Here is a 13,316-nt window from a genome sequence, read left to right on the forward strand (position 1 = left end):
GCAACGGGCAAAAAAAGAGGCCGCCTTAAGGTGGCGGCCATTGATCATTATTGTGACGCTTTTTGAATGCGTAGATGCGCCAGCAGGGCCTGAAGTGGATGCTCAAGCGCAAGGCTGGAAAAGCGTTTGACCTGACTGCGACAGGAATACCCGGTGGCCAGCAGTCGAGTGTTGGCGTGATCAGCTTCCACCAGCGGCTGCCAGGACTGGCTGTAAATGGTGCGGGAGGTCTCCAGATTGCGCGCTTCATGCCCATAGGTGCCGGACATGCCGCAGCAGCCTGTGGGCACCAGTTCAAGTTCCAGCCCAAAGGCGTGAAATACCTGCTGCCATGCCCTGGCGCTACCGGGCGCGTTGGTTTTTTCGGTGCAGTGGCTCAGGAGTCGGTATCGAACGCGCTCTCCGGCTGAGGCATTGATCGATGAAGGGGCCAGCGAACCCGCCATGGAGAGCAACCACTCCTGAGGCAGCATCACCTCGGGTACGGCTTCCTGACCCAGGGCATCAACATATTCCTGTCGGTAAGTCAGGGTCATGGCTGGATCAAGACCGATCAGCGGTACGTCAAGACGTGCCAGCGCCCGGAGGTGTTCGGCCTGACGTCTGGCAGTCCTGGTAAACGCCCCCATGAAACCCTGCACGTGGAGGGGCTTGCCGTTGGGCTGATAGGGCGCGACAAACACACGAATGCCCAGAAGACTCAGGCACTCGACCATTTCCCGTGCCAAGCGGGCATCAAACCAGGAGGTAAAGGCATCCTGTACCAGTACCACGCTGCGCGCCTTTTGCTGCTCGCTTAAAAGCCCCAGCGCGACCGGCGTTGCCTCGCTGATGCCCCAGGCGCGAAGCTGCTTGTGAAAATCGCTGTGAGAAAAGCTTGGGGCGTCCACCATGCCGATCCAGCGGGCCATGATGTGCTGTACCGGCTTCTGGCGCAGCAGAGCGTTGTAGAGTGGCGCGACGGGTTTGAGTCGCGGCATCAGGGTTTCCATGCGTGCAATCAGGTGATCGCGCAGGGGTCTGACGCGTCGACCATGGTAAAGCTCCAGAAAACGGCTGCGAAAATCCGGCACGTTGACCCGAACCGGACACTGCCCGGCGCAGGACTTGCAGGCCAGACAGCCTGCCATGGCCTCGTGAACCTCATCAGAGAAGCGATCATCGCCGCTGAAGGTACGCCTTAGCCGAGCCGGCAGCGTTTTCAGCCGCTGGAGGGCGCCGGCCTGGCGCAGTTCCCGGGCTTCAGCCAGCACATCGTGGCCGGCTGACTGCTCCCGTCTCAGCCACTCTCGCATCAGGCTGGCGCGGCCCTTGGGAGAGTGAATGCGCTCGCGGGTGGCTTTCCATGAGGGGCACATGGCGTCGTTGGGATCAAAGTTATAGCAGGCACCATTGCCGTTGCAGTAGACCGCGCTGTGATAGCTCTGCCATACCCGCTCATCGATGGTGCGATCCAGCTCACCGCGCGTTGTCACACCATCGACGGAGAGCAGTGTCGCGTCACTGTCAGGGGGAGCTGCGATCTTGCCGGGGTTGAGCTGGTTGCATGGGTCGAAGGCGCCCTTGAGCTGCTGCAGGGCCGGGTAGAGGTCGCCAAAAAAGTCGGGCGTGTATTCCGAGCGAATACCCTTGCCGTGCTCGCCCCACAGGAGGCCGCCATAGCGTTGCGTGAGTGCGACCACTTCATCGGAGAGCGGGCGAATCAATGCCGCCTGATCGGGGTCCTTCATGTCGATGGCCGGGCGGACATGCAGTACCCCGGCATCGACGTGACCGAACATGCCGTATTCGAGACCATACCCATCGAGCAGCGTTCGAAACTCACCGATATAGTCGGCGAGCTGCTCGGGCGGTACGGCGGTATCCTCGATAAACGGAATCGGGCGCTTCTCGCCGCGCACATTGCCCAGTAACCCGACCGCGCGCTTTCGCATGCCGTAGACCGTGGTAATGCGTTCACGACCCCAGGCAATGGTATGACCCAGACGCTCGACGTCGCGGTTTTGCCCAAGCGCTTTGGTAAATCGCTCGACCCGCTGTTTGAGCGCGGCTTCGTCGTTGTCGTTGAACTCCACCAGATTGATGCCCCTGACCGGTGCGCTGCCTTCCTCACCGGCGGGGAAATATTCCGCCACGCCATCCCAGATGATGTCTTCCATGGCGAGCAGCAATACGCGGTCGTCGATGGTTTCAATCGATGTGGGGGCGTCCGGGCTGTCGTCGCTGCCCATCAGGGCCCGGGCGTCACGTAGAGCGTCCATGAAGCCGGCATAGCGAACATTGATCAGCGCCGAATATTCTGGCAACGGCAGTACGTTGAGCGTGGCTTCGATCAGAAAGCCCAATGACCCTTCACTGCCACACAAAACGCTATTGAGATCGAAAAGACCGTTTTCAGTGCGCAGGTGCGCCAGGTCATAGCCGGTCAGGCTACGATTAAGTGGCGGGAAAACCCGTTTGATCTGTTCCTGTCGGGTATCAATGATCTCACGGGCACTGCGATGTACCTCACCGATGCGGTCAGTGCGCGCGCATCGGGTGTCGAGTTCGGCATCATCGATGGGATGGCTGACAAAACGCTCGCCGCCCAGCAGCGCCACATCGAGTTCAAGAACGTGATGGCGTGTCTTGCCATAGGCCCGCGAGCCCTGGCCGCAGGCATCGGTACTGATCATGCCGCCAATGGTGGCGCGATTGGAGGTTGAAAGCTCAGGAGCAAAGAACAGCCCATGGGGCTTGAGGGCTGCGTTGAGCTGGTCCTTGACCACGCCGGCCTGAACCCGCACTCGGCGATTGTCCACATCAATGTCGATGATGTGATGCATGTAGCGGGTAACGTCTACCACCAGTCCATCGGTCAGGGATTGTCCGTTGGTGCCCGTGCCGCCGCCGCGAGGCGCAAGCACGACCTCATGAAAGGCAGACTCACCGGCAAGGGCCGCCAGCAGGGTGATGTCATCGCCGTCCCTGGGATAGACCACGGCCTGAGGCAGGCGCTGATAGATCGAATTGTCGGTGGCAAGCACGACGCGGTTGGCATCATCGGCGGCAATGTCGCCCTTGAAACCGCGGGCATCGAGAGTATCAAGAAAGCGCTGATAGCACTGCTCGAGCGCTGGAGTCTTAAGCTGTTCGGTCATGATCAGGTCTTGTGGCCATGGTCTGTCGGGGCGTGCGAGATGTCCTGCGCAATCAGATTCATCAGCAGACAGTGTACATGGACTGTCTGATCGTGACAGACAGGCGGCGGTCGCCATTATGTTACGGTATGCGCATAATGCACTGGCAGTGATGCCGCTGCGGCAGATAAAGTGTCGTGGCGGGCTGTCGGCCAATAGTGTCGGGCAGCGTTATTTTTTACAATGTGTTCCTTATCTTGATTCCGCATCGCGCTTGCGATTGGCGGACATTATTGTCACGAACCGACAGGATAGTCATGCTCGATCCCAAACTGCTGCGCAGCGACCCTGACAGTGTTGCCGCCAGGCTTGCCCGCCGCGGCTATGCCCTTGATGTTGATCAGGTCCGCACGCTTGAGGCGCGTCGCCGGGAGCTTCAGACCCGGACCGAAGAACTCCAGAACGAGCGTAATACCCGCTCAAAAGAGATCGGGCAGGCCAAGTCGCGCGGCGAGGATATCGAGCCACTGCTGGCACAGGTCGGCAATCTGGGGGATGAGCTCGACAATGCCAGCCGCGAGCTGGCTCAGGTTCAGGCGGAATTCGAGGCCATCGCGACCGCCATCCCCAACCTGCCGCATGACAGCGTTCCCGGCGGACAGGACGAGGAAGACAACGTCGAGCTCCACCGATGGGGCACGCCGCGGGAGTTCGACTTTACCGTACGTGATCATACGGATCTGGGCGGCATGTACGGCTATCTCGACTTCGAGCTGGCCACCAAAATTACCGGTTCACGATTTGCTGTCATGCGCGGGCCGATTGCTCGTCTGCATCGGGCTCTGGCGCAGTTCATGCTCGATAAACAGACGCTCGAGCACGGCTATGAAGAGGTGGCCGTGCCCTATATCGTCAATCGGGATTCGTTGTTTGGCACCGGACAGCTGCCCAAGTTCGGCGATGATCTTTTCCGGCTGGAGGGCGATCAGGAGTACTATCTGATCCCGACGGCCGAGGTTCCCTTGACCAACATGGTGCGCGACGAAATTCTGGATGGCGCCAGCCTGCCGCTTCGGATGACGGCGCACACGCCATGCTATCGCAGTGAAGCGGGCGCCTATGGTCGAGATACGCGCGGCATGATTCGTCAGCACCAGTTCGACAAGGTCGAAATGGTACAGATCGTCGACCCCGAGCACTCCTATGAGGCGCTAGAGGAGATGCGAGGACATGCCGAGGCGATCCTGCAGGCGCTGGAACTGCCATATCGCGTCGTGACCCTGTGCACCGGGGACATGGGCTTTGGCGCGGCCAAGACTTACGACATTGAAGTATGGCTGCCCAGTCAGAATACCTTCCGCGAGATTTCCTCGGTGTCCAACATGGAGGATTTTCAGGCGCGACGCATGCATGCCCGTTTTCGCGCGCAGGGCCAGAAAAAACCGTCACTGGTGCACACACTCAATGGTTCGGGGCTTGCGGTTGGACGCTGCCTGCTGGCCCTGATGGAAAACCACCAGCAGGCCGATGGTTCAATCGCCGTGCCCGAAGCGCTTCGTCCCTGGATGGGGGGCGTGGAACTTGTCAACCAGAAGTGATGATGCGCGCGTTGGTGTCTGATGAATCGATACCGACGCGCGGCTTCGCGAAGTAATAACGACAACTCTCAGAGCACTTATGGAACTGCTTTCTCTTCAGTTTGATCCTCGCCATCTTGATGCCCACCTGATCGGTGCCGGTCAGGACGCCCTGATGATGGCGCGTCAGTTCCAGGGGCTCGAGCTGAATCTGATCCTGCACGGGGAAATGATGCCGGCACTGACGGCGCTGGCACGTGAAGAGGGCTGGCGTTGTGTCGGGGAAATGCCCCGGACCGGCCAGCTCTGGGCCGTGGCCACCGGCTGTGCCGCCGAGGATGCCCGCTGGGCGGCGCGCGCGCGCGAACGTCAAATCGGTGTGTATGTACCTTCCTGCCCGTCGCTGTCTACCGTGCGTCTGCCGGTTCGCACTCAGGCGCTGACGCCCGAGGCGCCCAATGCCTTGCGGCGCGGGCATGTGTCCCTGGTCGGCGCAGGGCCGGGCGACCCCGGGCTTTTGACCCTGCGGGCGCTGGAGCGCCTGCGCGAGGCGGACGTGGTCATTCATGATCGCCTGGTCAGTCCGGAGATTCTGGCGCTGGCCAACCCGGAGGCCCGTCGTCTGTACGTTGGCAAGGCGCGCTCGGCGCACAGCGTGCCCCAGGAGGGCATCAACCAGTCGCTGGTGGACTGGGCGCAGGGCGGGTATCAGGTCGTGCGGCTAAAGGGGGGGGATCCCTTCATCTTCGGGCGTGGGGGTGAAGAGTTGCAGGCGCTGGCAGCGGCGAAGCTATCCTTTGAAGTCGTGCCCGGGATTACGGCCGCGACGGGCATTTCGGCCTATACCGGCATCCCGTTGACTCACCGGGATCATGCCCAGTCAGTGCGGTTTGTCACTGGTCATCTACGTAATGGTACCTGTGATCTTGACTGGCAGACCCTGGCAGCGCCCGGACAGACGCTGGTGTTCTACATGGGGCTGGGAACGCTGGATACCCTGTGCGATCAGCTGATTCAGCATGGCCTGTCAGCCTCAACGCCCATCGCGCTGGTAGAGCAGGGCACGACCGCCCGACAGCGTCTGCATATCGGCACGCTTGATGATTTGCCGGCCCGGCTGGCAGAGCTGGAAGCAGCGCCGCCGACGCTGATCATCGTCGGTGATGTGGTGAATCTACATGACACGCTGGGCTGGTTTGCTACACAAACGGCCAAAAGTCTGGGCTGGGAAAGTGGCAAGCATCCTTCCCCCCTTCCTCTGGCAGACAGTCGTTGATGATCAGGTAAATGCCCTGTTTTTCGAGGAGGGGCTGCCGGTCGAGCCTAATGCAAAAACAGTAGATCAAGACTCGAGAAGGGCGAAGGGATGTTTTGCACATGCCCGATCACCAGCGCCAGTACGATGGGACTGAACAGCGCGAACAGGGTTAGCATCAGCCAGTTGAGCCGTTCATACCAGAGCACGTTGCGATAACGGCGATTGGTTGGCAGTGGATTGCGAAGGGAGCGATAGCCCATGGGCATCGTCTCTTCCGCGTTGTCATCCCTTTTTAAACCACTATCCTGCTGAGTCATTACGATATCATCTGTGCCTGAATCAGTGAGTCAATCAATACATCCTCACCCAGCCCTGGGCGCGTGACCTGCAGGATGATAAAGGCTGTCCTGTGGGCAGACTCAAATGTATTCCACGCCTCGTCAGGACTTGCCAGAAAGGACTCCACCCAGCGGGATGCCCACGCCTGGCAGGGCGTATGGTGTTCCGGATAGCAGGGACTGGTCATCGCGTGAACCTCCATCGAAAGCTGAACCGTTCAGGACAGTGTATCAGCGAACGCTGCTGTCGCGATCATTACCTGTCGTGCGAGGCGGGTTCGGCATAGCGCCATTGCGCTGCTGATAGCGCCGCTTTTCCGTCTGAAGATCGCGCCTTGATTGCCGAAGCTGCTGTTGCTGCAGGGCGCGCTCGGTTCTGGAGGTCGTCTGCTGATTGCGAAGGCTCGAACTCTGGCGATGAATGTCGGCTTCACTGGACTGGATGCGAGAATGTTGCTGAGCACGCTCAAAGCGTTGCTGTGCCTCACTGCCGGCGCGCTCCTGTGTGGCTGCCACGGCCTGTAATGGGGCCGTGGCAAGCAGCAGGCCGGCAGACAATGAAAGAAGACCCGCGCGATAATTACGCATGGCAATGCTCCTGTTGTCGAACACGACCTGTTCTGGTGGTGCTAACCAGCCTTGCGCGCCATGCCGTTCCGATGAAGCTGAAACTCCTCGGCCAGAGCAAGCTCATGGGCTGCCTGACGAAACTCCTGCATGGTGCAGATATAGTGTCCGTTGGCACAGCGTAGTTCATGGTGATCGGGAATACGCTCAGGCCAGGAAAGCGTGATGCTGCACTCCGGGCAGCGAGGGCCATTACGCGAGCCGATTGAATTCATGACATTTCCCTTGTCGATATAGAAGGTGAGAAATACATCTGTGATGGAAGGCACTCCTTGCCTTCCATGCGGCGCAGACTCTAGCACAATGTCACTGTCTGTAAAGAACTGCTGGTATTGTCCAATAGGCTACTGTCGACTTGATTTAAGAATGAGCTAAACATCGGAGAGCGCCGAGGAAAAAAGGGCAGATGCGCGATGTCATGACAGTCCATGGAAGAAAGTCAGAATTAATTTAAAAACCACGGAACCAATCCTGACCATGGTAGTCAGAGATAGTGCAAGACATCCTTCTGGGTTTCTTTGCCCCTCTTTTCAGAGGGGCTTTTCTTTGCCCAAATATCATCAAACGATTCCGGGTCGCCCTCTGTCGATTGACTGAAGTGACGTAATGCGTACAATACGTCGCACTCGCGGGAGTGGTGGAATTGGTAGACACGCTGGATTTAGGTTCCAGTGCCGCAAGGCGTGAGAGTTCGAGTCTCTCCTTCCGCACCATCTGCTTTATCTCTATGTCCTCTGACACACCCCTCAGTCCCACAAGGAACAGACTGCAGAAAACTTCTTTCCTCTAGCGTCACCTTCAAAAATGCGTTCGGAACAGCTTCTCGTATATGCTTCCAGTCAGGCATATAAAGGCACAAAATCGCGGTATCGAGCGCTCGATACAGGCTAACGCCACTATGGTCCTGAAGTTGCTGGCCAGTTTGTCATAACCGTTTTTCAATCAACGCTTTTCCTTCCGCCAGCCATACACTCCACTCCGTTGCGCTGACAATGTTTCAGCCAATTGAACTGGTTCGACGGACCAGGACGCGGACGTCGATGCCTACGACTCTGTGGGGCGATCGGGCGCATGCCACAACACGTGCAGTAATAGCGCTACGTATCGCTGTCATGGTCCTTGTCTACCACAATATAGCGACTGCGTTTGCGAAGTTGGCCTACAGTCCCGGTAACCTGACGTTCTCCAGCAGGCCGGTCATCTCGATGAGTGTGGCTCAGGTCTAGGATGAAGAAACGATGGATATCCTCGATCAACTGTCAGCGCTGGTCGAAAAGCTCTTAACAGCCTGACATGCCGGTCTCCTGTTCAGTGCCAGGTCAATTCGAGTGCAGTATTGAAGAAGAGCTTATGTCACCCGTTGAGCGCAAACCAAGCAGACCAAGATCGCGATGGACCTCATTTTTCATTATCCGAACGGCTTTGCTTAAACTTCTTTCACCCCCGATGGTGGATGCGTAGAGAAAGGGGCGCCCTATGAAGACGAAATCGGCACCCAGCGCCAAGGCCTTGACGACATCTGTACCACGTCTGATGCCGCCGTCGACCATGATGACCATATGACCGGCCTCGACTCTTGCCTGCGGTAGCGCTCGGATAGCGGAAATAGCGTGATCGAGCTGCCGTCCTCCATGATTGGACAATACAACGCCGTCGCAACCGATGTCCCGGGCTAGCGCGACGTCAAGATGGGAGAGCACTCCCTTCACGATCAGATTGCCTTTCCACTGGTTTCGAATTCGACGGACATGGTCCCAGTTCAGGTGATCCTTGCGACCAAAATCACGCGCAGCCTGGCGAGAGATGATAGGCGCGCCGCGGTGGGCGTAGGAGTTCTCGAAATGTGGCATGCCCCGGCGCAGGAGCGTCTGCAGGAAGGTGGTAAACAACCAGCGGGGCTTGATGCCGAAATCCCATAACATACGAGGCGTGAAACGTAACGGTGTGGAGAAGCCAGCACGGAGGTTATTTTCTCGATTGGCCAGTACGGCCGTATCGGCAGTGAGGACCAATGTCTGGTAGCCCGCCCTGGTGACTCGCTCGATCAATGCTGCAATGCGGTCCTCTTCGCCGGGCACGTAAGCCTGAAACCACGCTCGAGGATTGGCTTCGATGATCTCCTCCATGCAGGTCAGAGACGAACCGCTCAGAACGTAGGGAATGCCTTCGCGGTTGGCAACTCGTGCGGCGACATTATCGCCGTCAAACGCCATCAATGCACTGATGCCCATAGGCGCGATGCCGAAAGGGGCTGCCCACTCTTCTCCCAGAAGTCGTTGCCGTATGGCCCGGCCCTCCACACCACAGAGTACCCTGGGAACAAGCTTCAACTCGTTGAGCGCGGCGCGGTTATCGTCGAAGGCTGCCGACGTTTCTGCAGCACCCGCAATGTACTGGAAGAGCGGGCGCGGAAGGTGACGTCGAGCCGCGATTTCATAGTCGTCGAGATTGAGAATCATCGCTGTAGAATTAACCTGTTTAGGTAGACTATGAGTATTTGAGCATTCAGTGTTGGCCCCAGCCGGAGGCCATGGGATGACCGGCGACGGGCAGCTCGGCGCGCAGGATGGTGCCCGAATCCGATTCGGTGATGTATAGCGTGCGGTTTTCCAGTCCGCCGAAGGCGCAGTTGGTGGTTCCCAGCCCCCTGGGTGACTTGACCACCGCGATGGGTACGCCAAGCGCGTCATGTACCCACACCAGCCCCATGCCGGTCTGGCAGACCACAACGCCGTTATCCTGTGTCAGTGCCAGGCCATCCGGTCCGGCGCGGCCACCGGAAAACTGCAGGAAAAGCCCCGCTTTCACCACCCGCTGGCTGGGCGACAGCGGCAGCCGCCATACTGCATTGGCACGCGTTACCGCGACGTAGAGCGTATGGCCACTGGTATCGAGCACCAGCCCGTTGGGGCTCGGCACACGATCGATCAAACACTCGAGCCGGCCATCATCGGGTGTCCAGCGGTAGACACGCCCACTGGGGTCATGAAGCCCGGTCTGTCCCTGGTCGGTGAAATAGATCGCGCCGTCCGGGCCTATATGCAGGTCATTACAGCCCTTGAAGCCTTCCGAGTCGGCATCGCCCAGCACCGTACTGATGCTGCCGGTTGCCGGATCGAGTTGCAGGATGCCGTTCTTGAAATCGGCGATGAAGATGCGGCCCTTCGTATCGATCTTGAGGCCGTTGGGCTGACCGTCGTATTCGGCGATCTGTTCAACGTCGCCTTGTGGTGAGGCGCGAAGTATCCGGCCGAAGGGAATATCAACGAACCATAGATGCCCGTCCAGATCAAAGGAGGGGCCCTCGATGAAGCTGTCGACAGCCGCGCCGCGGCGATTCTTGGTTGCCCAGTCAGAAGGCGTACCGGGGCGCCGCAGCGCCTCAGGCAGGGTCGTGAAGACCTCGGCCTCGATCAGGGTCGGGTCTGGATGGGGAAAGGCCACGGGTCAACCTCCGGAAGTCAGTTGGGGAAGCCACAGCACGATGTCGGGCATCGCAATGAGCAGCACGAGAAACGCCAGAATGATGGCGAAGAAGGGCAGCACGCCCATGACCACGTCTTCGACTCTGGTTTCCGCATCGGAGCTGGCCACCACGAACAGGATGACGCCTAGCGGCGGGGTCAGCTGGCCAAGCTCGACCAGGATGACCACGAACACGCCAAACCAGACCGGATCGACGCCCATTGCCATCAGGGTCGGGAAGATGACCGGGACGATGATCGCGATCATGCCAAGGCCTTCCATGAAGCAGCCAAGAATGGCAAACACCACCACGAGAATCAGAAGCAGCGAAAACTGCGACAGACCTGCCTCGGCAACGCGGTCGACCAGTGCTTCGCCGACGCCGGACAGCGCCGTGGCGTAGGCAAACAGCATCGAAATGAACACGATGAACAGCACGTTGCCGCTCATGGTCAGCGTGCGCGACAGCGCCGACTTGAGCATCGCGATATTGAGTCTGCGATACAGTGCCGAGATGGCCACGGCGCCGACCACGCCCAGCGCACCCGCCTCGGTCGGGGTGGCGATGCCGGCGTAGATGCTGCCAAGAATGAACACGATCAGGATCGTAAAGGGCAGCACGTCCGCGGCGGCGCGCAGGTAATCGGTAAACGTGCGTTGCTGGGTATCTTTGGGAACCAGCGAAGGTTTCGCCAGCGCACGCGCGATGATGAAGAGGCTGTAGCAGGCACCGAGCAGAATACCGGGCACCAGACCGGCGGCGAACAGCTGGGCGATGGAGGTTTCGGTAAAGGTGGCGTAGATGATCATGGTGATCGACGGCGGGATCAAAATGCCCAGTGTGCCGCCGGCCGCCAGTGAGCCTGCCACGAATCGGCGGTTATAGCCGCGTGCCGACAGGGCCGGCAATGCCACGGTCGACATCGCCGCCGCGGTTGGCGCACTGCCGCCGGCGACGGCGGCAAATACGCCGCTACCCACGATGTTGGTATGCAGTAACCCGCCTGGCAGGCGGCGCATGAAGGGGGCGATACCGTTATAGAGTCGCGCACTGAGCCCGCTGGCCAGCAGGATCTCCGCCATCAGAATGAACAGCGGAATCGCAGCCAGCGTGAAGCTGTTGGCGGCTCCCCAGCTGACCAGCCCGAGAGCCTTCCAGCCAGCGACGCCCTTGATCAGCCACAGGTAGGCCAGCGCTGCCGCGCCAACGGCGAATTGAACCCACAGCCCGCCAACAATCAACACCAGTAATACGCCAAAGGCGATCAGGGCATCCATCAATCAGTTCCTCCATGACGCAGGGTGATGATCGCGCGCTCGATGATGAAGATCGCGGTAAAGGTCAGTCCCAGCGGAATCAGCAGCTGAGGCATCCATAACGGCGTCATCAAAAATGTCGGCGCGACATTGCCGCGTGACCAGGAGCTCAGGACCAGTTGCAGGGTGTACCAGATCAGCACGCCGCAGACGGCAAGCGACAGGGCCATATAGATCAGGCTCAAGCCCTTTTTGAGAGCGTGGGGCAGGGCGTCAAAGATGAAACCGACCTGAAACAGACTGTTTTTCCGAACAGCCAGACTGGCGCCGAACAGGGTCAAGCCTACGACGAGGTACCCTGCCAGCTCTTCGACGACGCGCAGTGAATGGTTGAAGAAAAAGCGCGAGACGATTTCGGCGCTGACGATCAATACCAGTACCACCAGCGCCAGTCCCGCGATAAATCGCACGCCGGCGGCGATCATATCGAACAGGGAGCCGGCAGATGCCGGCTCGTTGACCTGATGGGGGGATGTATCACTCATGAAGGGCTCCGGAATTACTTGCCAAGGGCGTTCAGAACCGCCTCAAGCGCTTTTTCATGCTCCGGTCCCGCCTGTTTGGCCCACTCGCGCCACCATGGCGCCATCTTTTCCTGGGCGCGTTTGATGTCGGACGGGTCGGCATCGACAATCGTCATGCCGGCGTCTGCCTGCTTCTGTTCCTGTGTCTTCTCATCGACGAGGAAGTCCTGAGTGATCCGGGCTGTTTCCTCACTCACGATACGATCGAGTGTCTGGCGCGTGCTGTCCTTGAGGCCTTCATACGCAGAGGCATTGGCGATGATGGCACTGTTGGCGTAGTTGACCGGCAGGCGGTAGTTGTAGGGCAGGAATTCGTGCCAGTTCTTGGCACCGCCCGCACTGGCTGTCAGTACGCCATCAATGACGCCACGTTCCAGCGCCGTCGGTACTTCCGAGCCTGAAAGTGTGATCGGTGAACCACCGAAGGCCTCGACGAATTCACCCTGTTCAGGCGAGGTGACGCGCACCTTGTGATCCTTGAGGTCGTCCAGTGAGTCCATTTTGAAGGTACTAAAGATGACCTGTTGCGGGTAGCGATAGCTGCCCAGATAGGTCACACCCTGATCCGCGAACCCTTGTTTGAGATACGGCTCCATCACCGCGTAGGCCTTGTTCCACTCTTCATCGTTGTTGATCAAAAGGGGCAGGTTGAGAATGCGCGCGATGGGGACGTTGCCTGAAAAGAACAGATCCGCGGCGAAATCGACAATGCCATCGCCGGTGGCCTGCGTGATATCGCTTGAGGAGATTTGAAGTGTCTTGCCCAGGTGAAGCGTGATCGACAGGTCATCGTCCGTTTCCTTCTCGACACGGTCGGCAATTCGTTTCATGCCCTGAACAGCAGCGGTCGTGGACACGGAGGAATAGGTATATCCCGTCCAGTTATCGGCCATGACGTTACTGGTCATCGATGTACTCAAGATGACCAATCCGGATAGTAGAGCATTCTTGATTGTTTTCATCAGGACTTCCTCACGTTCAATGATAAAAGCTCGTTATTTTTGAAGTGTGCGGGTGCATTATTGGAATAAGCCGGCGTATTTTTTCGACTTTCGTCTATATTTTGGCGTCATTTTCAAGAAATTATGGGG

11 protein-coding genes and 1 tRNA gene are annotated in these 13,316 nt (G+C 58.8%); 3 read left to right on the forward strand and 9 right to left on the reverse strand.

The features are described from left to right. Positions 1-47: 47 nt before the first annotated feature. Entirely contained in the window at positions 48-3,140 is a 3,093-nt protein-coding gene (ydiJ, locus tag B9G99_RS13490; RefSeq protein ID WP_086622622.1) for a D-2-hydroxyglutarate dehydrogenase YdiJ, read from the reverse strand. 296 nt (positions 3,141-3,436) lie between these two features. Here ydiJ and serS point away from each other — a divergent pair, with 296 nt between their 5' ends. Then, positions 3,437-4,717, forward strand: coding sequence for a serine--tRNA ligase (serS, locus tag B9G99_RS13495; protein WP_086622623.1), 1,281 nt, complete (start codon positions 3,437-3,439; stop codon positions 4,715-4,717). 79 nt (positions 4,718-4,796) lie between these two features. Beyond that, a complete protein-coding gene (cobA, locus tag B9G99_RS13500) occupies positions 4,797-5,972 on the forward strand; it encodes a uroporphyrinogen-III C-methyltransferase (RefSeq protein ID WP_086622624.1) in 1,176 nt (391 codons plus the stop codon). 47 nt (positions 5,973-6,019) lie between these two features. Here cobA and B9G99_RS13505 read toward each other — a convergent pair whose 3' ends face one another. From B9G99_RS13505 to B9G99_RS13520, 3 genes are all read right to left on the reverse strand, one after another. Next, entirely contained in the window at positions 6,020-6,271 is a 252-nt protein-coding gene (locus tag B9G99_RS13505) for a hypothetical protein (RefSeq protein WP_086622625.1), read from the reverse strand. A gap of 252 nt (positions 6,272-6,523) precedes the next feature. Beyond that, on the reverse strand, positions 6,524-6,880 hold the full coding sequence (locus tag B9G99_RS13515) for a hypothetical protein (protein WP_086622627.1): 357 nt from the start codon (positions 6,878-6,880) through the stop codon (positions 6,524-6,526). Between the two features lie 41 nt (positions 6,881-6,921). Then, positions 6,922-7,134 (reverse strand): hypothetical protein, encoded by a 213-nt coding sequence (locus B9G99_RS13520; RefSeq protein ID WP_148663959.1) that lies wholly within the window; start codon positions 7,132-7,134, stop codon positions 6,922-6,924. A 413-nt stretch (positions 7,135-7,547) separates the two neighbouring features. Here B9G99_RS13520 and B9G99_RS13525 point away from each other — a divergent pair. Beyond that, positions 7,548-7,632: transfer RNA gene (locus B9G99_RS13525), tRNA-Leu, on the forward strand. Positions 7,633-8,238: 606 nt separating this feature from the next. Here the strand turns inward: B9G99_RS13525 and B9G99_RS13535 are convergent. The 5 genes from B9G99_RS13535 to dctP are packed head-to-tail and all read right to left on the reverse strand — an operon-like array spanning position 8,239 to position 13,145. After that, on the reverse strand, positions 8,239-9,378 hold the full coding sequence (locus B9G99_RS13535; protein WP_086622630.1) for an alpha-hydroxy acid oxidase: 1,140 nt from the start codon (positions 9,376-9,378) through the stop codon (positions 8,239-8,241). A 46-nt stretch (positions 9,379-9,424) separates the two neighbouring features. Further along, positions 9,425-10,363, reverse strand: coding sequence for an SMP-30/gluconolactonase/LRE family protein (locus B9G99_RS13540; RefSeq protein WP_086622631.1), 939 nt, complete (start codon positions 10,361-10,363; stop codon positions 9,425-9,427). A 3-nt stretch (positions 10,364-10,366) separates the two neighbouring features. After that, on the reverse strand, positions 10,367-11,662 hold the full coding sequence (locus B9G99_RS13545) for a TRAP transporter large permease (RefSeq protein ID WP_086622632.1): 1,296 nt from the start codon (positions 11,660-11,662) through the stop codon (positions 10,367-10,369). Then, positions 11,662-12,186, reverse strand: coding sequence for a TRAP transporter small permease (locus B9G99_RS13550; protein WP_086622633.1), 525 nt, complete (start codon positions 12,184-12,186; stop codon positions 11,662-11,664). Before B9G99_RS13550 ends, B9G99_RS13545 begins: the two co-directional genes overlap by 1 nt. A gap of 14 nt (positions 12,187-12,200) precedes the next feature. Then, positions 12,201-13,145 carry a TRAP transporter substrate-binding protein DctP gene (gene dctP, locus B9G99_RS13555; RefSeq protein WP_227875823.1) on the reverse strand — a complete coding sequence of 315 codons (945 nt, stop codon included), beginning with the start codon at positions 13,143-13,145 and terminating at the stop codon, positions 12,201-12,203. Positions 13,146-13,316 lie beyond the last annotated feature (171 nt).

The organism is Kushneria konosiri, assembly GCF_002155145.1.
In the GTDB taxonomy this organism is placed as follows: domain Bacteria; phylum Pseudomonadota; class Gammaproteobacteria; order Pseudomonadales; family Halomonadaceae; genus Kushneria; species Kushneria konosiri.

Excerpts from the sequence above, each read along its gene's own strand:
- ydiJ (WP_086622622.1), bottom strand. The coding sequence starts at position 3,140 with ATGACCGAACAGCTTAAGACTCCAGCGCTCGAGCAGTGCTATCAGCGC.
- B9G99_RS13550 (WP_086622633.1), bottom strand. The coding sequence starts at position 12,186 with ATGAGTGATACATCCCCCCATCAGGTCAACGAGCCGGCATCTGCCGGC.
- B9G99_RS13505 (WP_086622625.1), bottom strand. The coding sequence starts at position 6,271 with ATGACTCAGCAGGATAGTGGTTTAAAAAGGGATGACAACGCGGAAGAG.
- B9G99_RS13545 (WP_086622632.1), bottom strand. The coding sequence starts at position 11,662 with ATGGATGCCCTGATCGCCTTTGGCGTATTACTGGTGTTGATTGTTGGC.
- B9G99_RS13535 (WP_086622630.1), bottom strand. The coding sequence starts at position 9,378 with ATGATTCTCAATCTCGACGACTATGAAATCGCGGCTCGACGTCACCTT.
- serS (WP_086622623.1), top strand. The coding sequence starts at position 3,437 with ATGCTCGATCCCAAACTGCTGCGCAGCGACCCTGACAGTGTTGCCGCC.
- B9G99_RS13515 (WP_086622627.1), bottom strand. The coding sequence starts at position 6,880 with ATGCGTAATTATCGCGCGGGTCTTCTTTCATTGTCTGCCGGCCTGCTG.
- cobA (WP_086622624.1), top strand. The coding sequence starts at position 4,797 with ATGGAACTGCTTTCTCTTCAGTTTGATCCTCGCCATCTTGATGCCCAC.
- B9G99_RS13520 (WP_148663959.1), bottom strand. The coding sequence starts at position 7,134 with ATGAATTCAATCGGCTCGCGTAATGGCCCTCGCTGCCCGGAGTGCAGC.